25 protein-coding genes are annotated in these 23663 nt (G+C 73.9%); 12 read left to right on the plus strand and 13 right to left on the minus strand.

All coding sequences use genetic code 11. From position 1 onward, the window contains the following. The first annotated feature begins 16 nt into the window (after positions 1-16). Complete coding sequence (locus tag I8N68_RS26880) at positions 17-769, plus strand: SDR family NAD(P)-dependent oxidoreductase (RefSeq protein WP_200215287.1); 753 nt, start codon at positions 17-19, stop codon at positions 767-769. A 37-nt stretch (positions 770-806) separates the two neighbouring features. Here I8N68_RS26880 and I8N68_RS26885 read toward each other — a convergent pair whose 3' ends face one another. After that, complete coding sequence (locus tag I8N68_RS26885) at positions 807-1598, minus strand: enoyl-CoA hydratase/isomerase family protein (RefSeq protein ID WP_200215288.1); 792 nt, start codon at positions 1596-1598, stop codon at positions 807-809. Between the two features lie 4 nt (positions 1599-1602). Beyond that, positions 1603-2421: a PaaX family transcriptional regulator gene (locus I8N68_RS26890; RefSeq protein ID WP_200215289.1), complete on the minus strand. Its 819-nt coding sequence runs from the start codon at positions 2419-2421 to the stop codon at positions 1603-1605. Positions 2422-2610: 189 nt separating this feature from the next. Between I8N68_RS26890 and I8N68_RS26895 the strand changes: the two genes are divergently transcribed. Further along, positions 2611-2778 carry a DUF3117 domain-containing protein gene (locus I8N68_RS26895; RefSeq protein ID WP_007455245.1) on the plus strand — a complete coding sequence of 56 codons (168 nt, stop codon included), beginning with the start codon at positions 2611-2613 and terminating at the stop codon, positions 2776-2778. Positions 2779-2922: 144 nt separating this feature from the next. Then, positions 2923-4392, plus strand: coding sequence for a leucyl aminopeptidase family protein (locus tag I8N68_RS26900; RefSeq protein WP_200215332.1), 1470 nt, complete (start codon positions 2923-2925; stop codon positions 4390-4392). A 40-nt stretch (positions 4393-4432) separates the two neighbouring features. Here I8N68_RS26900 and I8N68_RS26905 read toward each other — a convergent pair whose 3' ends face one another. Continuing rightward, positions 4433-5005, minus strand: a complete 573-nt coding sequence (locus I8N68_RS26905; RefSeq protein ID WP_307812993.1) for an O-methyltransferase — start codon at positions 5003-5005, stop codon at positions 4433-4435. A gap of 294 nt (positions 5006-5299) precedes the next feature. Between I8N68_RS26905 and I8N68_RS26910 the strand changes: the two genes are divergently transcribed. Further along, the gene (locus tag I8N68_RS26910) at positions 5300-6604 is read left to right on the plus strand and encodes a S1C family serine protease (RefSeq protein WP_200215290.1); all 1305 of its coding nucleotides are present in this window, start codon (positions 5300-5302) and stop codon (positions 6602-6604) included. 72 nt (positions 6605-6676) lie between these two features. Then, positions 6677-7102 (plus strand): twin-arginine translocase TatA/TatE family subunit, encoded by a 426-nt coding sequence (locus tag I8N68_RS26915; protein WP_200215291.1) that lies wholly within the window; start codon positions 6677-6679, stop codon positions 7100-7102. A 154-nt stretch (positions 7103-7256) separates the two neighbouring features. On the opposite strand, the gene I8N68_RS26920 is transcribed toward I8N68_RS26915, so the two are convergent. The 3 genes from I8N68_RS26920 to I8N68_RS26930 all read right to left on the minus strand — a co-directional run bounded on the left by I8N68_RS26920 (position 7257) and on the right by I8N68_RS26930 (position 10393). Further along, positions 7257-8405, minus strand: coding sequence for an Mrp/NBP35 family ATP-binding protein (locus I8N68_RS26920; protein ID WP_200215292.1), 1149 nt, complete (start codon positions 8403-8405; stop codon positions 7257-7259). 100 nt (positions 8406-8505) lie between these two features. Next, positions 8506-9114, minus strand: a complete 609-nt coding sequence (locus I8N68_RS26925) for a DUF1003 domain-containing protein (protein WP_200215293.1) — start codon at positions 9112-9114, stop codon at positions 8506-8508. Then, positions 9107-10393 carry a magnesium transporter MgtE N-terminal domain-containing protein gene (locus I8N68_RS26930; RefSeq protein ID WP_200215294.1) on the minus strand — a complete coding sequence of 429 codons (1287 nt, stop codon included), beginning with the start codon at positions 10391-10393 and terminating at the stop codon, positions 9107-9109. The genes I8N68_RS26925 and I8N68_RS26930 overlap by 8 nt, the downstream gene beginning before the upstream one ends. Positions 10394-10426: 33 nt before the next feature. Here I8N68_RS26930 and I8N68_RS26935 point away from each other — a divergent pair, with 33 nt between their 5' ends. Together I8N68_RS26935 and I8N68_RS26940 are read left to right on the plus strand one after the other, a co-directional pair. Beyond that, positions 10427-11296 carry a PhzF family phenazine biosynthesis protein gene (locus tag I8N68_RS26935; RefSeq protein ID WP_200215295.1) on the plus strand — a complete coding sequence of 290 codons (870 nt, stop codon included), beginning with the start codon at positions 10427-10429 and terminating at the stop codon, positions 11294-11296. Between the two features lie 94 nt (positions 11297-11390). Beyond that, positions 11391-11906, plus strand: coding sequence for a hypothetical protein (locus tag I8N68_RS26940; RefSeq protein ID WP_200215296.1), 516 nt, complete (start codon positions 11391-11393; stop codon positions 11904-11906). A 30-nt stretch (positions 11907-11936) separates the two neighbouring features. On the opposite strand, the gene I8N68_RS26945 is transcribed toward I8N68_RS26940, so the two are convergent. Next, on the minus strand, positions 11937-12650 hold the full coding sequence (locus tag I8N68_RS26945; RefSeq protein ID WP_200215297.1) for an HAD family hydrolase: 714 nt from the start codon (positions 12648-12650) through the stop codon (positions 11937-11939). A gap of 106 nt (positions 12651-12756) precedes the next feature. On the opposite strand from I8N68_RS26945, the gene I8N68_RS26950 reads away from it, so the two are divergent. Together I8N68_RS26950 and I8N68_RS26955 are read left to right on the plus strand one after the other, a co-directional pair. Next, positions 12757-13713, plus strand: a complete 957-nt coding sequence (locus I8N68_RS26950; RefSeq protein WP_200215298.1) for a DMT family transporter — start codon at positions 12757-12759, stop codon at positions 13711-13713. 77 nt (positions 13714-13790) lie between these two features. Further along, entirely contained in the window at positions 13791-15947 is a 2157-nt protein-coding gene (locus I8N68_RS26955; RefSeq protein ID WP_200215299.1) for an APC family permease, read from the plus strand. Between the two features lie 3 nt (positions 15948-15950). Here the strand turns inward: I8N68_RS26955 and I8N68_RS33220 are convergent, their stop codons facing one another. From I8N68_RS33220 to I8N68_RS26970, 3 genes are all read right to left on the minus strand, one after another. After that, positions 15951-16595 (minus strand): hypothetical protein, encoded by a 645-nt coding sequence (locus I8N68_RS33220; RefSeq protein ID WP_234040665.1) that lies wholly within the window; start codon positions 16593-16595, stop codon positions 15951-15953. Between the two features lie 84 nt (positions 16596-16679). Then, a complete protein-coding gene (locus I8N68_RS26965) occupies positions 16680-17459 on the minus strand; it encodes a GNAT family N-acetyltransferase (RefSeq protein WP_200215300.1) in 780 nt (259 codons plus the stop codon). 49 nt (positions 17460-17508) lie between these two features. Further along, complete coding sequence (locus tag I8N68_RS26970; RefSeq protein WP_200215301.1) at positions 17509-18333, minus strand: SDR family NAD(P)-dependent oxidoreductase; 825 nt, start codon at positions 18331-18333, stop codon at positions 17509-17511. Positions 18334-18461: 128 nt separating this feature from the next. Between I8N68_RS26970 and I8N68_RS26975 the strand changes: the two genes are divergently transcribed. After that, the gene (locus tag I8N68_RS26975; RefSeq protein WP_200215302.1) at positions 18462-19418 is read left to right on the plus strand and encodes an HpcH/HpaI aldolase/citrate lyase family protein; all 957 of its coding nucleotides are present in this window, start codon (positions 18462-18464) and stop codon (positions 19416-19418) included. A 63-nt stretch (positions 19419-19481) separates the two neighbouring features. Here I8N68_RS26975 and I8N68_RS26980 read toward each other — a convergent pair whose 3' ends face one another. After that, on the minus strand, positions 19482-19991 hold the full coding sequence (locus I8N68_RS26980) for a DUF4190 domain-containing protein (protein WP_200215303.1): 510 nt from the start codon (positions 19989-19991) through the stop codon (positions 19482-19484). A gap of 118 nt (positions 19992-20109) precedes the next feature. Here I8N68_RS26980 and I8N68_RS26985 point away from each other — a divergent pair, with 118 nt between their 5' ends. After that, positions 20110-21000: an SDR family NAD(P)-dependent oxidoreductase gene (locus I8N68_RS26985; protein WP_200215304.1), complete on the plus strand. Its 891-nt coding sequence runs from the start codon at positions 20110-20112 to the stop codon at positions 20998-21000. 6 nt (positions 21001-21006) lie between these two features. Here the strand turns inward: I8N68_RS26985 and I8N68_RS26990 are convergent, their stop codons facing one another. Continuing rightward, positions 21007-21438 carry a DUF4190 domain-containing protein gene (locus I8N68_RS26990; protein WP_200215305.1) on the minus strand — a complete coding sequence of 144 codons (432 nt, stop codon included), beginning with the start codon at positions 21436-21438 and terminating at the stop codon, positions 21007-21009. Positions 21439-21618: 180 nt separating this feature from the next. On the opposite strand from I8N68_RS26990, the gene I8N68_RS26995 reads away from it, so the two are divergent. After that, entirely contained in the window at positions 21619-22815 is a 1197-nt protein-coding gene (locus I8N68_RS26995) for an acyl-CoA dehydrogenase family protein (protein ID WP_200215306.1), read from the plus strand. A 13-nt stretch (positions 22816-22828) separates the two neighbouring features. Here the strand turns inward: I8N68_RS26995 and I8N68_RS27000 are convergent, their stop codons facing one another. Then, the gene (locus I8N68_RS27000; protein WP_200215307.1) at positions 22829-23587 is read right to left on the minus strand and encodes a hypothetical protein; all 759 of its coding nucleotides are present in this window, start codon (positions 23585-23587) and stop codon (positions 22829-22831) included. Positions 23588-23663 lie beyond the last annotated feature (76 nt).

Genomic DNA, 23663 nt, shown 5'->3' on the forward strand with positions numbered 1-23663 from the left:
GGGCGAGGGGGGTCCGATGCGGTTCCAGGACAGGGTCGCGCTCGTCACCGGCGGGGCGTCCGGGCTCGGTGCGGCGACCGCCCGCCGGTTCGCCGCCGAGGGCGCGCAGGTGGTGATCGCCGACATCGACGCCGAGGGCGCGCACCGGGTCGCCGAGAGCCTGCCCGACGCGCACCCGGTGGTCATGGACACCGGCGAGGCCTCGTCCGTGGAGCAGGGCATCATCGACGCGATGCAGCGGTACGGCCGACTCGACGTCATCTTCAACAACGCCAGCGTCGACGGGCAGCAGCAGCCGCTGCACGAGCTGGACGTGGCGGACTGGGAACGGGTGCGCCGGGTCAACGGCGACGGCGTCTTCTTCGTCCTCAAGTACGGCATCCGGGCGATGCTGCGCGGCGGCGGCGGGTCGATCGTGAACACCTCGTCCACCACCGCGCTGGCCGCCCGGGAGAACATCTCCCCGGACACGTTCACCAAGGCCGGCATCGTCGGCCTGACCCGGTCGGCGGCGATCGAGTACGCCGCCTGCGGCATCCGGGTCAACGCGGTCGCCCCGACGGTGGTGATGACCCCGCCGGTGGAGCATCCCATCGGCAGCGACCCGGATCCGGCGCAGCTGCGGCGGCAGCTGGGGTCGTTCAACCCGAAGCCCGGCATGCCCACCCCCGACGACGTGGCCGGGGTGGTCGCCTTCCTCGCCTCCGACGACGCCGCCTGGATCACCGGCCACACCATCCCGATCGACGGCGGCTACGTCACCCGCTGACGGGCGCGCGGCGGTGTCAGGCGGCCTCCGCGGTCGCTCAGCGGCCCTCGAAGACCGGCTTCTGCTTGTTGACGAAGGCCATCGTCGCTGCCTTGTGGTCGGCGGTGGCGCCGCAGATCGACTGGGCCTGCGCCTCGGCGGCGAGCGCGTCGGCGAGGGTGCCGGCGTCGGCGATGGAGAGTTGGCGCTTGATCGCCCCGTACGCCACGGTCGGGCCGGCGGCGAGCCGGGCGGCCAGCTCCTGCGCGGTGGGCAGCACCTTCTCGTCGTCGTCCACCAGCGTGTTCAGCAGGCCCAGCCGGCAGGCCTCGTCGGCACCCACCGGCTCGGCGAGCATCAGCAGCTCGACCGCCTTGGCGTGGCCGACCAGCCGGGGCAGCGTCCAGGAGGCGCCGGTGTCGGCGGCGAGCCCGACGCCGGCGAAGGCCATCAGGAACCTGGTCTTCGGCCCGCCGATGCGGAAGTCGGCCAGGAAGGCCAGCGACGCGCCGGCACCGGCGGCCATCCCGCGGACCGCGGCGACCACCGGCTTGGGCAGGCTGGCCAGCCGAGCAGCGATCGGGTTGTAGTGGGCCCGCACGGTGGCCAGCGGGTCGGCGTCGGCCGCCTCGAGGGTCTGCACGTGCTCACGCAGGTCCTGCCCGGCGCTGAACGACCCGCCCGCCCCGGCCAGCACGACCGCCCGGCAGGACCGGTCGGTCTCCAGCTCGGCCAGGGTGTCCCGGAGCGCCTCCTTGAGCGCCACGTCGAGCGAGTTCATCGCCGTCGGGCGGTTCAGCGTCAGGGTGACGACGGCGTCGGTGCGGTCGACGAGCAGCGGCTCGGTCACGTTCTCAACGACCCTTCTGTCGGGCGAGGCGGTTGTTGGCGTCGAGGCAATGCTCCACGTACCGGTCGGCGGCCGGCCGGAGCCGGGCCGCGTGCCGGTCGAAGAAGCTGGCCGCGCTGGTGCCCGGCCAGCGCTCGGGCAGCAGCGCCGGGGGGAGCTGCGGGTCCCGGAAGAGGAAGGTACGCCACGCGTGCACGAGCCGGAACCGGGCGGCGTACGCCTCCTCGTCGCTGCTGCGTACGGTGACGCCGGCCAGCAGCGGCTTCTGCTCGGCGACGAACCGCTCGTACGCCCGGCCGATCTCGGCGAGGTCCCAGGCGCGGCGGACCACGCCCATCGCGCCCGGGGTGCCGGCGGCGTGCGCCGCGGTGAACCGCTCGTAGCGCACCCCCGCCTCGGCGAGCAGGAGGTCCACGTCCTCGCCGGGGCGGGTGGCGACCCAGGTGCAGTCGTCGAGCGTGCCGTAGCCGAGGAAGGTCAGGTTGGCGGCGAGCCGCTGGCGGTCCCGCCGGGACGCGGGGGCCGCCAGGACCAGCAGATCGAACCGGCCGTCCCAGCTGTGCCGGCCGGTCCGGTAGATCCGGGCGGCCGCCTCGTCGAGTCGGCGGGCGGCCTTCGGCGTGATCGAATATCCCGGCCCGGAGGCCAGCCGGAGGGGGTCGAGCCAGCCCTGGCGGACCATCCGGGAGACCGCGGTGCGTACGGCCGGAGGTGCGATCCCGAGCGGTGCCAGCAGCTTGACCAGGGCGGCGACCGGTGCGCGGCCACCCCTCGCTCGGAGGTGGTCGCCGTACAGGTCGAAGAGTGCCGACCGTGCCTGCATGACCGCACATTGTGACAGGCCTATCCAAGATAAGCTAGATGCTGTTACATCAATGCTGCTTCGGTTTGGGTCCGGCGGTGTTCATCAGGGAAAATCATTGGTCGACACCTCCGCGAAGGCTGCGGCGGTGATGGCGAAGTGGCTGTGGGGCAACCCACCGACCCTGGTGTAGGTCTGAGGGGAGACAACATGGCGGCGATGAAGCCGCGGACGGGCGACGGTCCGCTGGAAGTCACCAAGGAGGGCCGGGGCATCGTCATGCGAGTCCCGCTGGAGGGTGGTGGCCGGCTCGTCGTCGAGATGACTCCCGACGAGGCCAACGCGCTCGGTGACGCGCTGAAGGCAGCCGCCGGCTGATCGAGGAGCGGTCCGCGCGGCGCACGCCGCGCGGACGGTTCGTCTTTCCCTGAGCCACCGGCCCCGCCGGTGGCTCAGGGTCTTCACAAGCCGGGAAGCGGCGGTGTGTCCCGCTTCGTGACCTTTCTGGAGGTACGGTCCAGCGTGCTGGCCATTCGTCTGGTGAGCGGGCCCGAGCGGCTCGACACCCTCGTCCTGCCCATTCGTCCCGGCGGGCCGGCCGAGGGGCCCGACGCCCCGGCCGCGCTGCTGCCGACCGCGCCGCCGCCCGACGATCTGCTCGCCGAGGCCGCCGCCCTGCTGCCCCCCGCCCGGCTGACCGGGCGCCCCGGTGAGCTGTGGACGCAGCTGCGACCGGGCGGGACCCCACAGCGCCTGGTGCTGCTCGGCATCGGCGCGGGCGACGAGCACGGCTGGCGGACCGCGGGCGCGGCGCTCGCCCGGGCCGTCAAGGATGAGACGTACGTCACAGTGCTGCTGCCGGCCAGGTCCGATGCGGCGCTGCGCGGTCTGGCCGAGGGGCTGCTGCTGGGCTCGTACCGGTTCCGGCTGACCGAGGCCGGCGGAGCGCCCGCGCTGTCCGAGGTGGACGTCGTGGTGGACGACCCGGACCGGCTCGCCCCGACCCTGGCGGCGGCCCGCACCACCGCCGAGATGACCCGGCTGGCCCGGGATCTCACCAACACCCCCTCCTCGGTGAAGAACCCGAGCTGGTTCGCCGAGCAGGTGGCGAGCGCCGTGACCGGCCGGCCGGATCTGCACCTGCGGGTGCGGGAGCCGGAGGAGCTGGCGGCCGAGGGCTTCGGCGGCATCCTCGCCGTGGGCTGCGGCTCGGCCAGCGGCCCGCGCCTGGTCGAGCTGGAGTGGCGGCCGGCGGACGCCCGTACCCACGTCGTGCTGGTCGGCAAGGGGATCACCTTCGACACCGGCGGCATCTCGATCAAGCCGGTGCCGGCGATGAAGCTGATGCGCAAGGACATGGCCGGCGCCGCCGCCGTGCTCGCCGCGACCCTGGGTGCCGCCGCGCTGCGGCTGCCGGTCCGGATCACCACGCTCGCCCCGCTGGCGGAGAACATGGTCAGCGGATCGGCGTTCCGCCCCGGCGACATCGTCCGCCACTACGGCGGCCTGACCAGCGAGACCACCAACTCCGACGCCGAGGGGCGGCTGGTGCTCGCCGACGCCATGGCGTACGCGGTCCAGGAGCTCCAGCCCGACCTGCTGGTGGACCTGGCCACGCTGACCGGTGCCAACGCGGTGGCCCTCGGCAAGCGGCACGGCGCCCTCTACAGCGAGAACGACCAGCTCGCCGCCGACCTGCTGGCCGCGATCGACGCCGCCGGTGAGGCCGCCTGGCGGATGCCGCTGGCCGCCGACTACGTGGAGTACCTGGGCAGCGACCTGGCCGACCTGCACAGCTCCCCGGCCCAGGGCGCCGGCTCGGTGACCGCCGCGCTCTTCCTTCGCGAGTTCACCGGTGACCTGCGGGACCGCTGGGTGCACGTCGACATGTCCGCCCCCTCCTGGGCGGAGGAGGACGACGCCGAGCTGACCCGGGGCGCCACCGGCTGGGGCGTACGCGGGCTGCTGCGCTGGCTGGCGACGCTGGCCTGACGGCCCGGTCCGGCCCCGCGCCGGGCGGCGCGGGGTCGGCTCAGCACTTCACGGCGGCGAGCAGGCCGTGCCCGACCGGGAGCAGCGCGGGGATCCAGTGCTCCGACTCCCGGATCGCCTTGATCGTCTCCCGGACGGTGACCGTGTCGACGTCCCGGGCGGCCGGGTCGCCGATCCGCCCGCCGGCCAGCGTGCCGTTGAGCGCGAGCACCCCGCCGGGCCGCAGCAGCCGCAGCGCGGCGTCCACGCAGGCGGTGAACCCGGTCGCCTCGGCGTCGACGAAGACCAGGTCGTACGCGCCGTCCGCGAGGCGCGGCAGCACGTCGAGGGCCCGGCCGGTGATGATCCGGGTACGCCCCGACGCGAACCCCGCCTCGACGAAGATCCGTCGGGCGATCCGCTGGTGCTCCACCTCCACGTCGATGGTGGTGAGCACACCGTCGGAGCGCATGCCGCGCAGCAGCCAGACCCCGCTGACCCCGGTGCCGGTGCCGATCTCCACCACCGCCCGGGCGTTGCCGGCGGCGGCGAGCAGCCGCAGCGCGGCGCCGGCGCCCGGCGTCACCGCGTCGACACCGACCTCGTGGGCGAGGCTGCGGGCGGTCCGCAGCACCAGATCCTCGGTGACGTAGGACTCGGCGAACTGCAGGGCCTGGGCCGTCGAGTTGCCGGAACTGGCGACCGTGGCGATGGGACACCTCCGGGCGGCGGGAGTGGTGCGGGGGGCGGGTTGGCGCTATGAGCGTAGAGCCGAGTTCTGATGCGCGCAGCCGCGCGTCCGCCGGTCGTGGATCACGCCCCGGCAACGCTGACCGCCCTCGGGGCATCCGTGCAATCCTGGACGGTATCCCGGTGCCGCGGTCGCCGACGGCAGCGCGGGGATGCGGGACGGACTGGGAGGCACCACGTGACCGACGGCTGGGACTGGCGCCAGCCCGGCGGGACCCCGGCACCGGCGGGCGGGCCGGCGTCCGGAGCGCCGCCGGCGGGCTCGCCGCACGGCACCGGGGGTACGCCCTCGCCCTGGTGGTCCGACGCGCTCACCGACCCGTGGCGGGATCCGTACGCGCCGGCCGCCGTCGTCGTCCCGGCGGTCCGCGCCGAGGGCGGCGAGCCCGAGCCGGTCACCGACCCGGACGCCCCCGGCCGCCCGAAGCTGCGGCAGGTCGTGCTGATCTCGCTGATCACCGCGCTGCTGGCCGGCTCGCTCGGCAGCGCCCTCACCTACGCCTTCCTGCGCGGTGGCGGCGGCGCCACCGTGCTCGGCGCCCGTCCCGCCGAGGCTCCCGCCCTGGCCCAGCGCAAGCCGCAGTCGCTGGCCGGCGTCGCCGAGCGGGTCCTGCCCAGCGTGGTCACCGTCCGGGTCGCCAGCCTGGGCGGGATCAGCGAGGGTTCCGGCTTCGTCGTCAGCGCCGACGGGCACGTGATCACCAACGACCATGTGGTCTCGGGCGGCACCGGCAAGGCCACGGTGGTCTTCAACGACGGCTCCACCGCCACGGCGAGCGTGGTCGGGCAGGATCCGGAGTCGGACATCGCAGTGATCAAAGTCGCCCGTACCGGGCTCACGCCGGTCGAGTTCGGCGACTCCGAGGCGCTCGCCGTCGGCGACCCGGTGCTCGCCATCGGCTCCCCGCTCTCGCTGGCCAACACGGTCACCGCGGGGATCGTCAGCGCCCTGGACCGGACCATGCAGGCCGGCGAGCCGGGCGGCCCGGTCCGCTACTACGCGGCGATCCAGACCGACGCGGCGGTCAATCACGGCAACTCCGGCGGCCCGCTGGTCGACGGGGCCGGCCGGGTGGTCGGGGTGAACTCGACGATCAAGTCGCTGGTCGCCGAAGGGCAGGAGGCCGGCAACATCGGCCTCGCCTTCGCCATCCCGATCAACCAGGCCAAGCGGGTCACCCAGGACATCATCGGCACCGGCAAGGCCCGCCGTACGGTGATCGGCGCCCAGGTCGGCGGCCCGGGCGCGGCGGCCGGCGCCGGCGTACGCCTCAACGCCGTGGAGCCGTCCGGCCCGGCGGCGGCGGCCGGGCTGAAGGCCGGCGACGTGATCCTGCGGCTGAACGGCCGGCCGATGACCGAGCCGACGGACCTGGTGGCGCTGGTCCGCAAGTACGCGCCCGGCTCGGTGGTGACGGTCGAGTACCGGCGGGGATCAACCCGGCAGAACGCCTCGGTGACGCTCGCCGCAGACGCCAAGTGAGGACCGGTCACCCCCTCCCGGAGCGGCCCGCGACGTGCGTAGTCTTGCCCTGACGCGGACGAGGAGGCCGGAGTGCTCGACAACCTGAACTGGTGGGAGATCGGCGCGCTGCTGCTCCTGGCGCTGCTGATCTTCGGGGACCGGCTGCCCACGGTGATCAACGACGGCCTCCGGATGGTCCGCAACCTGCGCAACATGGCCCGCAACGCCACCGGCGACCTGAGTCGCGAGCTGGGCACCGACATCCAGCTGGAGGACCTGCACCCGAAGGCGTTCATCCGGAAGCACCTGCTCAGCGAGGACGACGAGCAGGCCATCCGGAAGCCGTTGCAGAGCATGTACGACAACCTGCGCTCGGACGTCACCGGCGTGCACAACGAGCTCAAGGACGTCGCCGGCGCCGCGGATCTGCGCACCAGCGGCAGCCGCCCGGCCACGGCCACCGGTGGCGCCACCCCGGCCCCGGCCCCCCGCCCCAGCTACGACGACGCCACCTGACCGCCGGGCCGGTTTCCGCTCCGTCGGCTCCCTCGCGCCGCGCTTGCTCGGCCTCCTCGATGCGTCGGGGCCCGGCACCGGGAACCTCATTCGGACCCGAACACGAGGAAGGGGCACCCCGCCACGGGGTGCCCCTTCGTCGATCAGGCAGCGGTCAGCGGCCGGCCGGCTTGAGGCCGAGCGGCTTGCCCAGGAGCGACTCGCGGCGGACCGCCAGGCGGTCGGCGACCTGGTTCAGCGCCTTGGCGGCCGGGGCGTCCGGCTCGGCCAGCACGATCGGGATGCCGGCGTCGCCGCCCTCCCGGACCCGGGTGTCGAGCGGGATCTGACCCAGCAGCGGCACCGGCGCGCCGATGGTGCGGCTCAGCGACTCGGAGACCGCCTCGCCGCCGCCGGCGCCGAAGACCTCCACCCGTGAACCGTCCGGCAGCTCCATCCACGACATGTTCTCGATGACGCCGACCACCCGCTGATGGGTCTGCAGCGCGATCGCGCCGGCGCGCTCGGCGACCTCGGCGGCCGCGGCCTGCGGGGTGGTGACCACCAGGATCTCGGCGTTCGGCAGCAGCTGGGCGACCGAGATGGCGATGTCGCCGGTGCCCGGGGGCAGGTCCAGCAGGAGCACGTCCAGGTCGCCCCAGTACACGTCGGCGAGGAACTGCTGCAGCGCCCGGTGCAGCATCGGGCCGCGCCACACCACGGCCGCGTTGCCCGGGGTGAACATGCCGATCGAGATGACCTTCACGCCGTGCGCCTGCGGCGGCATGATCATGTCTTCGACCCGGGTCGGGCTGCCGTCCGCGCCGAGCATCCGGGGCACCGAGTGGCCGTAGATGTCCGCGTCGACCACGCCCACGGCGAGGCCGCGGGCGGCCAGCGCGGCGGCCAGGTTGACCGTGACACTGGACTTGCCGACGCCGCCCTTGCCGCTGGCCACCGCGTACACCCGGGTGCGGGAGCCCGGCTGGGCGAACGGGATCACCGGCTCCTGGCTGGCGCCCCCGCCCCGCAGCTTCGACTGGAGCTCCTGGCGCTGCTCGGGGCTCATCACGCCGAACTCGATCTCGACACCGGTCACCCCGGGCACCGCGGCCACGGCGGCGGTGATGTCGTTGCGCAGCTTGTCCTTCAGCGGGCAGCCGGCCACGGTGAGCAGCAGCTCCACCCGGACCACGCCGTCGTCGCCGAACTCGGCGGAGCGGACCATGCCCAGCTCGGTGATGGGCCGACGGATCTCCGGGTCGTTGACGGTGGCCAGGGCGGCCTGGATCGCGTCGGAGACGGTGCTGACGGGTGCTGACATGCCGGCAATGTTACGTCGGTGGTCATCGGCGACCGCCGCTGGCGGGGGGCCGGTGTGAGCGAATCGATGGAGCCGGCCGAGGGATGGACGGGTCCGGGGCTCAGCCCTCCGGGCGGCCGCCCCGGGCGAAGTCGCCGTCCAGCTCGTCGCGCGGCTCGTCGAGCCGTTCGCCGCTGCCCGACCGGGGGGTCGCCCGTTCCTGCTGCCGGCGCTCCAGCTTCTGCCGGCGCTGCGCCGCCTCGTCCATCTCCTCGGCGAGCCGGGCCAGCTCCGAGCGGAGGAAGTCCCGGGTGGCCACCTCGCCCATGGCGATCCGCAGCGCGGCGATCTCCCGGGCCAGGTACTCGGTGTCCGCCTTCTGCGCGGTGGCCCGCCGCCGGTCCTCCTCCAGCGCCACCCGGTCCCGGTCCGCCTGCCGGTTCTGGGCCAGCAGGATCAGCGGCGCCGCGTACGAGGCCTGCAAGGACAGCACCAGGGTGAGGAACGTGAAGGTGTACGGGTCGAAGCGCAGGTTCGCCGGAGCGAGGGTGTTCCAGGCGAACCAGGCCGCGATCACCACCGTCATGTAGACGATGAAGTTCGCCGTGCCCATGCCCCGGGCGATCCCCTCGGACCAGCGGCCGAACGCCTCCGGGTCGAAGCGGGGCAGCTTGACGCCCCGGGGCTCGCGCGGCTGGTCCAGCCGCTCGGCCCGCCGCTGCTCACTCACGTGCGCCGCCCGGCTCGGTGTCGGCGGGGGACGGGGCCGGTGCGGCGTCCCGGTCCCGCCAGTCGCGGGGCAGCGAGTGGTCCAGCACGTCGTCCACCGTGACCGCGCCGACCAGCCGCATGCTGCGGTCCACCACCGGCATGGCCACCAGGTCGTAGGTCGCCATCCGGCGGGTGATCTCCGGCAGCGGCGTGGTCGGCCGGAGCGGGTCGATGTCGTTGACCACCACCCCGCCGAGCAGGTCCGCCGGGGGCTCGCGGAGCAGCCGCTGGAAGTGGACCATGCCGAGGTACCGGCCGGTGGGGGTGGTCATCGGCGCGCGGGTCACGAAGACCTGCGCGGCCACGGCGGGGGAGACCTGCTCCTCCCGGATCCGGGCGAGGGCCTCCGCCACGGTGGCGTCCGGCGGCAGGATCACCGGCTCCGACGTCATCACGCTGCCGGCGGTGCCGGAGGCGTAGCGCAGCAGCTGGCGTACCGGGTCGGCCTCGTCCGGCTCCATCAGGTCGAGCAGCACGTCCTGCTCGGGCGGGGGCAGCTCGTTGAGCAGGTCGGCGGCGTCGTCCGGGTCCATCTCCTCGAGCACATCGGCGGCGCGTTCCCGGTCCAGCGCGGCCAGGATCTCCACCTGGTCGTGCTCCGGCAGCTCGCTGAGCACGTCGGCGAGCCGCACGTCGTCCAGGGCCGCGGCGACCTCGTTGCGCCGGGCGTCGGGCAGATCCTGGAGGGCGTTGGCCAGGTCCGCGGGGCGCATGTCCTCCAGCACGGCGAGCAGGTTGGCCGTACCCCGATTGGTGGCGAGATCGCTCAGGCCGCGAACCCGGTCCCACTCGAGCTGGTGCAGGTGCCCGCGGCGGGTGAGCCGGCCGGTCTGCTCGCGGACCGCGACCCGGCTCAGCGACCACTCGCCGCCGCGGCTGGACTCCATCGCCACGTCGACCACCGTGCCCGCCTGGCCGCCCGGCTCCATCTGCACCCGCCGGTCGAGCAGCTCCTGGAGCACCAGCAGCTCGTTCGGGCGCTTCTCGAAGCGGCGCAGGTTGAGGGTGCCGCTGCCGAGCACGACGGCGTCCGCGTCGATGGAGGTGATCCGGTTGATGGAGAGGAAGATCCGCCGCCGCATCGGCATCTCGGCGACCAGTCCCACCACCTCGGGCGGGCGCTGGGTCGCCCGAAGCCGGGCCACCGCGTCACGCACCCGACCCACCTGGTCACCGTTCGGATCGAAGACGGCGACTCCGGCGAGCCTGGCGATGTAGACCCGGTTCGGCGTACTCACGCGCACCAGCCTAAGCGCCTACTGTTTATCAACATGTCGACCTTGGCCTACGAGATCGTGGACGTCTTCACCGACCGCCCGTTCGCCGGCAACCCGCTGGCCGTGGTGTTCGGCGCCGAAGGGCTGGCCACCGAGCAGATGCAGGCGCTCGCGCTGGAGTTCAACCTGTCCGAAACGGTGTTCGTGCTGCCACCCACCCAGGTCGGGGCGACCTACCGGGCGCGGATCTTCACACCGGCCGCGGAGCTGCCGTTCGCCGGGCACCCCAGCGTCGGCGCCGCGGTGACCGCCAGCCGGCGGGGGATGTTCGGTGTGGGCAGGGTCACCCAGGAGTGCGGCGCCGGCGTGCTGCCCATCGAGGTGAACGCGACGGGCGCGACGCTGACCGGCGGCTCGCCCACCCTCGGCCCCGAGCTGGGCCCGGAGCCGCTGCTGGAGATGGTCGGCCTGGCCGCCGACGACCACGTCGGCCCGGCGCCGCGGGTGGCGGGCTGCGGGCTGGAGTTCCCCTACCTCCCGGTACGCCCCGACGCGGTGGCCCGCGCCCGGTTGAACGTGGCGGCGGCGGAGCGGTACGGCGTCGAGCACGTCAGCGTCTTCTCCTGGGACGCCGACACGCAAACCGCACACGCCCGGGTCTTCGTGCCGGGGCTCGGCGTGCCGGAGGACCCGGCGACCGGGTCGGCCGCCCTCGGGCTGGGTGTCTGGCTGGTCGCCAGCGGCCTGCTCCCCGGCGAGGGGCGCTCGGCGTACGCGGTCCGCCAGGGGGTCGAGATCCACCGGCCGTCCGCGCTGGCCTGCACGGTCAACGCGGCCGGCGGGCTGGCCGTCGGCGCGACCGTCGCCGGGCAGGTGATGCCGGTGGCCCGGGGCGAGATCGCCGTACCGCCCTTCGTCGGCTGAGCCGCCGCCGTCACCGCCTGAGGACACCGGGACGGGCGGTACGGTGCGGCTGGCGGTTCCCGGCCGAGCGGGCGGCGTACGAGAGGATGGCCGGGTGACGGACGAGCTGGACAGCCGCGAGACGACGCCGCTGGTCGACGAGGCGGTGAAGAAGGCGGCCGTCTGCTGGGTGAGCGTGGCGGACGGGCCGGCGTACGCGCTGTGGTGCCTGCCGCTGGACGGTGACCTGCTGATCGTCACCGGGCCCGGTGAGCAGGCCGCGCCCGGCCTGGCCGACGCCACCGAAGCGCAGGTCACCCTCCGCGGTGACCACGGCGGGCGGATCGTCACCTGGCCGGCCCGGGTGACCCGGCTGCGGCCCGACACCGAGGAGTGGGCGGCCGCCGCCCCGCTGGTCGCGGCGAAGCGGCTCAACGCGCCCGGCCCGTCGGCGGACCTGGTGCGGCGCTGGGCGGCCGAGGGCTGCGCGCTGAACCGGCTCGCCCCGGCGGGCCCGCCCGCCGCCGGCACCGACCTGCCGGCCGCCTCGCTGGCCGAGGAGCCCCGACCGACTCCGGCGGTGCGGGCCACCCGCAAGCCGTTCCGCCTGCACAAGGTCCGCCGCCGCTGACCGCCCGCCCCGCGCCGCCGTCCGGCCGGGTCAGGGGACGGCACAGCCGGTCGGCTCCGCCGCCGGGTCGATCAGGTCGATAACCTCGGTCAGCGAGTGCAGCACCGGGCCGGCCCAGCCCCGCTCGGCGTTGAAGACCAGGTGTTCGGCCAGGTCCGGCGCGACCAGCCGGACGGCCGTCATCCCGGCCCGCTCGGCGCCGCTGAGCTCCTGACTGCCGCCGTCGCCGACGTAGAGGCAGTCGGCCGGGGCGAGTTCGAGCCGCCGACAAGCGGCCAGGTAGAGCGCGAGGTCCGGCTTGCAGCGCCCCACCTGCACGGAGAAGACCCGGACGTCGAGCAGCGGGGCGATGGCCAGTTGGGGCAGGAACGCCGGCAGCTCGTGGGTGCAGTCGCTGATCAGGCCGGTGCGGACGCCTCGCCGGCGCAGCCCGGCCAGCACCGGCACCGCCTCGGCGCGCAGCCGGGTGTCGGCGCGTACGGCCCGGTGGCGGGAGGCGACGGCGGCCCGGACGGCCAGGTCCGAAGGGTGCACGCCGGCCTGCTGGCAGACCCAGCGCAGGGTCGCCTCGGCGTTGCCGAGCGACCCGCTGGCCCGCTGGTAGTAGGTGCGGTCGAGCACCTCGACCAGGAGGTCGATCGGGCAGCCGAGCAGCTCGGCGGTCCACCGGTGGGCCGCGCCGCGCTGGACGGACCGGGTGAGCGTGCCGAAGAAGTCGAACAGCACCGCGTGGTACCTGGGCATGGGGGAGCGCCTCCGGGCGTCGAGGGGGTCGCCGGCGCGGACGCGCATGATCGTAACGGAATGCTGACGGTCCGTGCTGTCGGGTGTCGTGTGAGGATTGCTCTCCGTGTCCTCCGATCCGCACCGCCCGTCCCTGGACCCGCTGACCGTCGGCGTGGTCGTGGTGGCCGTCGCGGCCGTCTCGTCCTCCGCCCCGCTGGTCGCCTTCGCGGCCGCCCCGGCCCTCGCCATCGCGTTCTGGCGCAACCTGCTCTCGGTGGCCGTGCTCGGCCCGTTCTCGCTGGCCCGGCGGCGGGCGGAGTTCCGCGCGCTGACCGTCGGCGCGGGCCGCCGGGAGGGCCTGTACTGCGTACTGTCCGGGGTGGCGCTGGCCGCGCACTTCGCCACCTGGATGCCGAGCGCGCAGCTCACCTCGGTCGCCGCCGCCACCGCGCTGGGCGCGACGCAGCCGGTGTGGCAGGGGCTGATCGCCCGCTGGCAGGGCCGACGCCTGCCGGCGGCGGTCTGGGCCGGCATCGCGGTGGCGGTGGTCGGCGCGGCGCTGGCCACCGGCGCGGACTTCGGCGCCTCCGGCCGGGCCTTCGCCGGCGACCTGCTCGCGGTGACCGGCGGCATGTTCGCCGCCGTCTACACCGCCTTCGGCGAGCGGGCCCGGGCCACCATCAGCACCACCACCTACACCACCATCTGCTACGGGGTCTGCGCGGCGATCCTGCTGCTGGTCTGCCTGCTCGGCGGGGTACGCCTGCACGGCTACGACGGCGGCACCTGGCTGGCCATCCTCGGCCTGGTCGCCGGGGCCCAACTGCTCGGCCACTCGATGTTCAACTACGCCCTGCGCCGGGTCTCCGCCACCACGATCAGCGTGCTGATCCTGCTGGAGGCGCCCGGCGCGGCCCTGATCGCCTGGGTGTGGCTCGGCCAGCTGCCCCGCCCGCTCGCCCTGCCCGGCCTGGCCCTGCTGCTGGCCGGCGTGGTCGTGGTGGTGCTCGGCGGGGCCCGCACGCCCCGCCGCCCCGCTCCGGTCCCGCTCCCGGCCGACCCCGCCCCGCTCGCCGACTGACCCGCACTTTCCCGCAAGTGTGGCCATTCCGCAGCCGGAGGGACCACTTTCCGTGAAAGTGCGGGGGAGGGGGTGGGATGGGACGGGAGCAGGGGGACGACGGAATGGCGGAGCGGGGCAGCGTCGTCACGCCGTCGGCCGAGTTCCCGCCGCTGCGGGGAGAGGAGCTGTCGGCGCTGCGCCGGATCGGCGAGCGCTGGCGTGCCGACCGGCAACCCGGGGAGCTGCCCGTCGACCAGACCCTGGGCCGGTACCGGCGGCGCCCGGCCCCCACCCGGTTCGGCCGGCTCGCCCCGATCGAGCTGTTCACCGTCGAGGAGCCGGACGAGCTGGTGGCCACCGCGCCGGCCAACCTGCCGGGTAGCCGCTTCGGCCGCCTGGTCACCCGGTTGCGGCGGGCGCTGTTCGGCCCGCCGCTGTCCAGTGCCGCGGTGCTCTACGAGCGGATGCGCAAGCTGGTCGCCCTGCCCGTGCTCTCCTCGGACCTGCTCAGCTCGGTGGCGTACGGGCCGGAGGCGATGCTGACCGTGCTGGCGCTGGCCGGCACCGCCGCGCTCGGCCTGTCCCTGCCGCTGGCCGCGGTGCTGGTGGTGCTGATGATCGCGGTCGGCGTCTCCTACCGGCAGACGATCCAGGCGTACCCGCACGGCGCCGGCTCGTACGTGGTGGCGGGCGATAACCTCGGCACCGGCGCGGGCCTCGCGGCAGCGGCCGGGCTGATGGTGGACTACGTGCTGACCGTGGCGGTGTCGGTGGCGGCCGGGGTGCACGCGGTCACCTCGGCGCTGCCCGGGCTGACCCCGGCCACCGTGCCGCTCGGCGTGCTGGTGATCGCCGCGCTGCTCGCCGCGAACCTGCGCGGCGTCCGTACCGCCGGCAACCTGTTCGTGCTGCCCACGTACGCCTTCGTGGTGGCCGTGGCCGCGGTGCTGGTGGTGGGTTACCTGCGCGCCGCGGGCCGGGGTTTCGCCCCGGTGCCGCCGCCGGCGCTGCCGGCCGCCGAGGGGCTGGGGCTGCTGCTGGTGCTGCGCGCGTTCGCCTCCGGCGCGGTGTCGATGACCGGCATCGAGGCGGTGTCGAACGCGGTGCCGGCGTTCCGGCCCACCGAGTGGCGCAACGCCCGTGCCACGCTCGGCTGGATGATCGTCATGCTGGTGGTGCTCTTCGCCGGGCTGGTCGTCCTGATCCGGCTGGACGGTCTGGTGCCGGTGCCGGGCGAGACGATGCTGTCCCAGCTCGGCCGGGTGACCTTCCCGACCGGCCCCTGGTACGCGCTGCTCCAGGCCGCGACCACGCTGATCCTGCTGCTGGCGGCGAACACCGCCTTCAACGGCTTCCCCCGCCTGCTCTTCTTCATGGCCCGCGCGGGCCATGCGCCGCGCCGGTTCCTGCACATGGGGGACCGGCTCGCGTTCAGCAACGGCATGCTGGCGCTGGCGGTCGCGGCGGCGGCGATCTTCGTGGCGTTCCGCGGGCACACCGAGGCGCTGATCCCGCTGTACGCGGTCGGCGTCTTCCTCGCCTTCACCCTCTCCCAGACCGGCATGGTGGTGCACTGGCGGCGTCGGCGCGGTCCGGGCTGGCGACGCCGGCTGACGCTCAACGCGGTCGGCGCGATCCTGTCCGGCCTGGTGTTGGTGACCGCCGCGATCGCCAAGTTCACCGAGGGCGCCTGGCTGGTCGTGCTCGCGATACCCCTGCTGGTGCTGCTCTTCCAGCGGATCCACCGGCACTACGGGACCCTGCACCGGGCGCTGGCGCTGCATCCGCCGCCGGCCGCCGGGTCCGCCGGCGCCGGGCCCGCCGAGGGCCAGGAACTGCCCCAGGAGGTACGTCACCTGGTGGTCGTGCCGGTCGCCCGGCTGAACCGGGCGTCGTTGCGCGCGCTGGCGTACGCGGCCTCGCTCGGGCAGCCGACGCTGGCCGTGCACATCGCGCCCGAGGACGCCGAGGCGGACCGGTTCCGGGAGCAGTGGCGGGCGTGGGGCGACCACGTGCGACTGGAGACGATCGTGTCGCCGTACCGGGCGGTGATCGGGCCGCTGGCGCACTACCTGGAGGCGCTGCGCGCCGCCCGGACGGAGCTGACGCTAACCGTGATCGTGCCGGAGGTGGTGCTGCGCCGGCGCTGGCACCGGCCGCTGCACAGCCGGGCGGAGCAGCGGCTGCGGGCGGCGCTGCGGGCGCTGCCCGGGGTGGTGGTCACCAGCGTCCCGGTGCACATCTCCGATTGAGATTCACAGGTACGCCGCGAAGTGCTCCGCGACCAGCCCGGTGACTGCCTCGGCGTCCCGGCCGCAGTCCACCTCGATCACCCGTACGCCCAGCCCCCCGGCCCGGGCGACGGCGTCCGCCGCAACCAGCTCGTCCCGGGCCAGCCGGTTGCGCAGCGCGCCCTCCGGGTCGCTGACCCCCGGGTGCCGCGCGGTCGCCCGGGGCAGCCGCCCGGCCTGGTACGCCCGGAACTCCGGCGTCGGCACCAGCACCACCATCTGCCCGGTCGATTCGACGACCGGGGCGACCAGTTCCGGACGCAGCCCCCACCCCTCGGCGACCACCCGCCCGCCGGTGACCAGGGCGCTGAGGTCGTCCAGCACCCACTCGAAGCGGCGCGGGAAGCCGGCCAACGTCTCGGCGGCCATCCGTCCGGGATCGGTGTGTACCCAGACCGCGTCCGGGTCGGGGCCGGTGGCCGGCCCCCCGCGCCGGACCCGCTCGGCGACCCGCCGGTCCTCGTGCGCCCGGGCGTCGTGCCGGTCGTAGAGGTACGCGGTCAGCCCGTATCGCAGGGCCAGGGTGACGGCGAGGGTGGTCTTGCCGGCCCACTGCGCGCCGCCGATCCAGAGTGCCCGCCGGGCGGTGGACAGGGGATCGAAGTCCATGCTGACGAGCCTGCGCCCCGCCATCAGCAAGATCAAGTCTTGTTCTCACCGACCCCGCGTGATGAAGTGAAGGAGAGAGGCCGGTCAGACCTCGGTGACCTCCAGCACCCGGGTGACCGTCGCGGCGTCGCCGAGTGCGGCACGCAGCGCGGCCCGTTCCGGGTCGGCGAGGAAGGACTCGTAGCCGGCCCGGGTGGCGAACCGGATCACGTGCACCTCGCTCCGTCCGTCGCCGGTACGCAGCCGCCGCTCCAGCCGCCCGCCGTGCCGCCCGAGCAGGGCGAGCACCGTCTCCTCGTACCGCTGACCGACCTCGACCGCGTCGGTGCCGAACTCCACCAGGGCGACCAGCCGCACCGTGGCGGCCGGGTCGTGCACCAGCGACTTCCAGAAGTGACGGTCGACGTGCCCGCCCGGGATGCCGTCCCGGATGCCGGTGTCGGAGTAGCCGTGCCGTCGGTAGAAGCCCGGCGCCTGGAAGGAGAACGACGACAGCGAGAGCTCCGTGCAGCCCCGGCGCCGGGCCTCCTCCTCGGCGGCTCGCAGCATCCGGCCGCCCCAGCCCTGGTGCCGGCGGTCAGCGCGGACCCACAGCATGTTGATGCCCGCGCGACCACCCCAGGTCCAGCCGGTCAACCCGCCGACCAGTTCCCCGTCCGGGTCGGTGACCCGCACCGACAGGTCGGCCTCGTCCTCCGCGCCGGTCGCTGCGTTGTTGAACGCGGTCAGCTCCCGTTCGAGCCGGGCCGACAGCTCCGCGTCCTCGCCGCCCACCCGCAGCTCCCCGGCCGGCCCGCCGACCTCGCTACCGCTCGTCGGCCGGCCGGTGTCGGTGCTCCGCGCACCGGTGTGGGTCCCCGTCATGCGGCGGAGTATCGCAGCGGGACGGACCGCTCCACCACCGGAAAACCCGTCAGCCGCCGATGCCGACGGCCTTCGCGCTCGCCGTCCAGAGCCGAGCGGCGAGCTGGGGGTCGGCCGCCTTGGGCAGCGGCCGCCGCGGCCGCCGGTCGTGGTAGTAGCCGCCGTCGATGAGCCGGGCCGGGTCCTGGTTGGCCAGCCAGACCAGCGTCTCCGCGCCCTTCTCCGGGCTGCGGAACGGCAGCAGCCGCATGCCGAGGGCGACCAGCCGGCTCTCGTTGCCGAACCGGGTCCGCACCACCCCGGGGTGGAACGAGTACGCCGGCACGTCCGGCCAGCGCCGGGCCGCCTCGGCGGTGAAGAGGATGTTCGCCTGCTTGCTGGTCCCGTACGCCCGCATCGGGCGGTACCGGCGCAGCGCGGCGTTCAGGTCGTCCGGATCCAGCGCCCCGCTGCGGTGGGCGCCGGAGGCGGTCACCACCATCCGCCCGATCCGGTCGCGGAGCAGGTTGCTGAGCAGGAACGGGGCCAGGTGGTTGGCCTGCATGCTGAGCTCGAACCCGTCGACCGTGGTCACCGGCTGGAGCACGATCGCCCCGGCGTTGTCGGCCAGTACGTCGATCCGGTCGTACGCCTCGCGCAGCCGCTCGGCGAGCCCGCGGACGTCGTCGAGGACAGCGAAGTCGGCGCGGAACAGCTCCGGCCGTTCGCCGGAGAACTCGCGGAGCCGGTCCCCGGCCGATTGGAGCCGGGCGGGGTCGCGGCCGACCAGTACCACCCGGTCGCCCCGGCGCGCCAGGTCGACGGCGGCGGCCAGGCCGATGCCGGAGCTGGCACCGGTCACCACCACGGTCCGACGCTCAGTGAGATCTTCCACAGGTCCATTCACCCCGGTCACGGCACGAGGTTACCGTGGCGTCACAACGCCCTTTGGGATCGTTAAGTTCTCGGCATTCATTTCAGGTGGCGTCGGCGTGCCCGCCGGACGCTGGAAGGAGCGCATCCATGGCCGCTGTCGGTCGCCCCCGCCGGTCCTGCCTCGCGGTACCCGGCTCCAGCGTCAAGATGCTCGGCAAGGCCCAGGGCCTGCCGGCCGACCAGGTCTTCCTGGACCTGGAGGACGCGGTCGCCCCGCTGGCCAAGCCGGACGCCCGGAAGAACATCGTCGCCGCCCTGAACGAGGGCGACTGGGCCGGCAAGACCCGGGTGGTCCGGGTGAACGACCTGACCACCCCGTGGACCTACCGGGACGTCATCGAGGTGGTCGAGGGCGCCGGGGCGAACCTGGACTGCATCATGCTGCCGAAGGTGCAGAACGCCGCCCAGGTGCAGTGGCTGGACCTGACGCTGACCCAGATCGAGAAGACGCTCGGCCTCGAGGTCGGCCGGATCGGCGTCGAGGCGCAGATCGAGAACGCCGCCGGGCTGGTCAACGTCGCCGCCATCGCCGCCGCCTCGCCCCGGGTGGAGACCATCATCTTCGGGCCGGCCGACTTCATGGCGTCGATCAACATGAAGTCGCTAGTGGTCGGCGCGCTGATCCCGGACTACCCGGGCGACCCGTACCACTACATCCTGATGCGGATCCTGATGGCCGCCCGGATGCACGACAAGCAGGCCATCGACGGCCCGTTCCTGCAGATCCGGGACGTCGACGCGTTCCGCGAGGTGGCCAAGCGCTCGGCGGCGCTCGGCTTCGACGGCAAGTGGGTGCTGCACCCGGGCCAGATCGACGCGGCGAACGAGGTCTACCAGCCGGCCCAGGCCGACTACGACCACGCCGAGCTGATCCTCGACGCGTACCAGCACTACACCTCCGAGGCCGGCGGCAAGCTCGGCGCGGTGATGCTCGGCGACGAGATGATCGACGAGGCGTCCCGGAAGATGGCTCTGGTGATCGCCGCCAAGGGGCGCGCGGCGGGGATGACCCGTACGTCGACCTTCACCCCGCCGGCGGAGTGAACGGACGCCGCCCGGTGCGGCACGGCGAGGGCCGTCCCGGTCGGCCGGGACGGCCCTTCCGCGTCAGTAGCCGCTGCTGCTCGTCTCGCCGTTGGCGAACGCGATCACGATGATGACCACGTAGAAGGCGATCAGCAGCGCCAGCAGGCCGGTGAGGATCCAGCCGACGATGATGGCAGCCTTGGCCATCCCCTCGCCCTGCTCGCCGGTCTCCCGGATCTGCTTGCGGGCGACGTGGCCGAGGATCGCGCCGACCGGCGCGGTGATGCAGGAGGCGATGCCGACCAGCGAGAGCACGAGCGCCACGATGGCCATGGTGTTGGTTCTCGCCGCGGCCGGGGGGTAGCCGTAGCCGGGGTAGGCCGGCGGCGGATAGCCGCCCATGGCGTACGGGTCGGCGGTGGGCTGCCCCGGCATTCCGGCGTACGGGTTGGCGGGCGCGTACGGGTCGGCGGAGGTCGGCTGGCTCGGGATCGGGCTGCCCATCGCGAGGGTCGGATCGGCCGGCGGGGTGGACTGCGGGCCGGGCGCGGACGGGTCATGCCAACCACCGGACGGCGGGGGATAGCTCATCAGGGTCATCTCCGTTACATGCGGGTGCGCCGTCAGGGTAGCCAGGCGTACGCAAAACGGAGCACCCCTTTCCGGGTGCCGCGTTGCCCGGAAGGTCCACAGCGGGCAGGATCGCGGCATGGCAACTGACGCGCGTGGCGGTCGACCGAGACGGGACGTGAGCCGTCCGGGCCTGGTCCGGCGCAGCCGTGGCACCGCCCCGGCGGACTCCGCCGACTCCGACCAGCCGGCACCGCTCGCCGAGCCGGTGACCATGCGCCTCGACGGCCGGGTCGCCCTGGTCACCGGGGCGGGCAGTCCGGACGGCATCGGGTACGCCACCGCCCGCCGGCTGGCCGACCTGGGCGCCCGGGTGGCGATCGTCTCCACCACCCGGCGGATCCACGAGCGTGCCGGCGAGCTGGGCGTGACCGGCTTCGTGGCCGACCTGACCGACGAGTCGGAGGTGGGCGCGCTCGCCGACGCGGTGGCCGAGCAGCTCGGCGACGTCGAGGTGCTGGTCAACAACGCCGGCCTGGCCAGCCGGGCCAGCCCGGAGGTGCTGCGGCCGGTGGCCCAGCTCAGCTACGACGAGTGGCGTGGCGAGATCGACCGGAACCTGACCACCGCGTTCCTGTGCAGCCGGGCGTTCATCAGCGGGATGGCCGAGCGCGGCTGGGGCCGGATCGTCAACCTGGCGGCCACCTCCGGCGCGGTCAACGCGCTGCCCACCGAGGCCGCGTACGCGGCGGCGAAGGCCGGCGTGGTCGGGCTGACCCGGGCGCTGGCGATGGAGATGATCGCCGACGGGGTGACCGTCAACGCGGTCGCGCCCGGCACCATCTACACGGCGGCCTCGACCATGGCCGAGATCAAGCAGGGGCTGGGCACCCCGGTCGGACGACCGGGCACACCGGACGAGGTGGCGGCGGCGATCGCCTTCCTCTGCTCGCCGGCCGCCTCCTACATCACCGGGCAGATGCTGGTGGTGGACGGCGGCAACAGCGTCCGGGAGGCGCAGTTCCGCTGAGGGCGGTCAGTTGTAGGAGCCGCCGTTGTCGGAGTTCGCCCAGAAGGCCAGGGCGATCCACCCGCAGCAGACGAGCAGCCCGAGCACGGTGAAGAGGTAGCTGAGCACCAGTCCCCAGGTGGCGAGCTGGCCGCCCTCCTCGCCGGTGCGCTGGATCTGCCGCTTGGCCAGATGGCCGAGGACGATCCCGGCCGGGGGGAAGATGAAGGCGAAGACCAGCGACAGGACCGCCATCACGTTGGTGCCGCCGCCGCCCTCGCCCGGCGTCGGGCCGTACTGGCCGTAGGGCGGCTGCGGGGCGTACGGCGGTTGCTGCCCCCACTGCGACTGGTGGCCCGGCTGCTGCCCGTACGGCTCGCCGTAGGAGGGCTGGCCGTAGGCCGGTGGCTCGTAGGGCGACGGCGGCTGGTCCGGCTCACCGGGTGGTGGTTGGGTCACGCCTGCTCGCCCCCTCCATCGCAGCTCAACGGCCTGCTCTCTTGCGGACGCTACCCGTAGCGGTGAACCTTTTCACAGCGGTTGTGTGGACTGGTCACCTTGGCCTCGCCCGTCGCGGGACCGATACTGACCGAGCGTTCAGTTACCCACGAGTAATGCGCCGATCCCCCGGAGGCTGAGATGGCTCGACTCGCCCAGACGCCCGGCCTGACCGATGTGCAGCGGTCGATCCTGGAAACCGTCCGGGAGTTCGCCGACAAGGAGATCATTCCGCACGCCCAGCGGCTGGAGCACGCCGACGAGTACCCCACCGACATCCTCGACGGGATGCGCGAGATGGGCCTGTTCGGCCTGACCATCGACGAGGAGTACGGCGGGCTCGGCGAGTCCCTGCTGACGTACGCCCTGGTGGTCGAGGAGCTGTCGCGGGGCTGGATGTCGATCTCCGGCATCGTCAACACCCACTTCATCGTGGCGTACCTGATCTCCCAGCACGGCTCTGCGGAGCAGAAGGCCCGGCTGCTGCCGAAGATGGCCACCGGGGAGGTGCGCGGCGCCTTCTCGATGTCCGAGCCGGAGACCGGCTCCGACGTCTCGGCGATCAAGTCCAGGGCGGTCCGCGACGGCGACCGGTTCGTCCTCAACGGCCAGAAGATGTGGCTGACCAACGGTGCGTACTCCTCGGTGGTCGCCACCCTGGTCAAGACCGACACCGGCGCCGACTCCGTCTACGGCAACATGAGTACGTTCCTGCTGGAGAAGGAGCCCGGTTTCGGCGAGACCGCCCCCGGCCTCACCATCCCCGGCAAGATCGACAAGATGGGCTACAAGGGCGTCGAGACCACCGAGATGGTGCTCGACGGGGTGAGCGTCCCCGACTCGGCGGTCCTCGGCGGCGCCGACCAGGTCGGCCGCGGCTTCTACCAGATGATGGACGGCATCGAGGTGGGCCGGGTCAACGTGGCCGCGCGCGCCTGCGGCATCTCCATCCGCGCCTTCGAGTTGGCCGTGGCGTACGCCCAACAGCGCCGCACCTTCGGCCAGCCGCTCGCCAAGCACCAGGCCATCGCGTTCAAGCTCGCCGAGATGGGTACCAAGATCGAAGCCGCGCACGCCCTCATGGTGAACGCCGCCCGGCTCAAGGACGCCGGCCAGCGCAACGACGTCGAGGCCGGCATGGCCAAGCTGCTCGCCTCCGAGTACTGCGCCGAGGTCGTCCAGGAGGCGTTCCGCATCCACGGCGGCTACGGCTACTCCAAGGAGTACGAGATCGAGCGGCTGATGCGGGAGGCCCCGTTCCTGCTCATCGGCGAGGGCACCTCGGAGATCCAGAAGACCATCATCTCCCGGGGCCTGCTCAAGGAGTACAAGCTCTGATCCGGTGCGCCGGTCACCCGCCGGCCGGCGCGACGGCCGGCTCCGGCGCGGTGACCGGCAGCCCCACCGCCAGCGCCGCCGGCCGACAGCGGAAGTGCTCGATCGCGGCGAGCAGCCGCTCGTCGGAGACGGCCACCCCGCGGCCGCCCACCACTGGAGCCGGCGCCAACGACCCGCGGACGATCAGGCGCAGCCGGACGCCGTCCACCCGGCCGTCCACCACGGCCAGGCGCGCGCGGTCGATGTTCGACCACGGGTAGTGCCGGTCCCGGTGCCGGACCCCGCTCGCGGTCAGCGCCAGCCGGCCGGTGAACCGCGCCTCGCCGTAGGCGACCCGACCCAGCACCGCCGCGACGCCGACCAGCAGCACGGCCCGGGCGTTCCGGGCCCACCCCGGCTCGTCGGGGAGCAGCGAGATCGCCCCGAGCGCCACCGGCACCGCCCAGGCCAGTTCCGTCAGCAGCACCACCCAGCCCGCCAGCGACCGCCGCGCCACCAGGCCGCTCTCCACGGCGTACCGGCCGACCACCTGAGGGCGCCAGACCAACCGGGCCGACCGCCGGGGCCACCAGCGCTGCTCCGCCAGCCGCAGCCCGGTCGCCAACCAGACGACCAACTGCACGTCGTCCACGTCGAACTCCGGGCCGCGCAGCAGCACCGCGGCGGCCGCGGCGAAGACCACCGCCGCCACCGCCAGCGCCAGCAGCCGCCGGCCCTGGAGGCCACCGCCGGAGACATACGCGGCCGCGCCGGCCGGCCCCGAGTCGGACACGGCCGTAGGGTACGGCGGATCCGCCACCGCCGTCGTCCCCGGCGGGGCAGCGACAGAGCCGCCCCGGCCGTACCGT

It is taken from the genome of Micromonospora coerulea, assembly GCF_016598485.1.
Lineage (GTDB): Bacteria > Actinomycetota > Actinomycetes > Mycobacteriales > Micromonosporaceae > Micromonospora > Micromonospora coerulea.

Coding starts and splice junctions, on each gene's coding strand:
- I8N68_RS26880 (WP_200215287.1), top strand. CDS start 17: ATGCGGTTCCAGGACAGGGTCGCGCTCGTCACCGGCGGGGCGTCCGGG.
- I8N68_RS26890 (WP_200215289.1), bottom strand. CDS start 2,421: ATGCAGGCACGGTCGGCACTCTTCGACCTGTACGGCGACCACCTCCGA.
- I8N68_RS26895 (WP_007455245.1), top strand. CDS start 2,611: ATGGCGGCGATGAAGCCGCGGACGGGCGACGGTCCGCTGGAAGTCACC.
- I8N68_RS26920 (WP_200215292.1), bottom strand. CDS start 8,405: ATGTCAGCACCCGTCAGCACCGTCTCCGACGCGATCCAGGCCGCCCTG.
- I8N68_RS26935 (WP_200215295.1), top strand. CDS start 10,427: ATGTCGACCTTGGCCTACGAGATCGTGGACGTCTTCACCGACCGCCCG.
- I8N68_RS26945 (WP_200215297.1), bottom strand. CDS start 12,650: ATGCCCAGGTACCACGCGGTGCTGTTCGACTTCTTCGGCACGCTCACC.
- I8N68_RS26955 (WP_200215299.1), top strand. CDS start 13,791: ATGGGACGGGAGCAGGGGGACGACGGAATGGCGGAGCGGGGCAGCGTC.
- I8N68_RS33220 (WP_234040665.1), bottom strand. CDS start 16,595: ATGGACTTCGATCCCCTGTCCACCGCCCGGCGGGCACTCTGGATCGGC.
- I8N68_RS26965 (WP_200215300.1), bottom strand. CDS start 17,459: ATGACGGGGACCCACACCGGTGCGCGGAGCACCGACACCGGCCGGCCG.
- I8N68_RS26975 (WP_200215302.1), top strand. CDS start 18,462: ATGGCCGCTGTCGGTCGCCCCCGCCGGTCCTGCCTCGCGGTACCCGGC.
- I8N68_RS26980 (WP_200215303.1), bottom strand. CDS start 19,991: ATGAGCTATCCCCCGCCGTCCGGTGGTTGGCATGACCCGTCCGCGCCC.
- I8N68_RS26985 (WP_200215304.1), top strand. CDS start 20,110: ATGGCAACTGACGCGCGTGGCGGTCGACCGAGACGGGACGTGAGCCGT.
- I8N68_RS26995 (WP_200215306.1), top strand. CDS start 21,619: ATGGCTCGACTCGCCCAGACGCCCGGCCTGACCGATGTGCAGCGGTCG.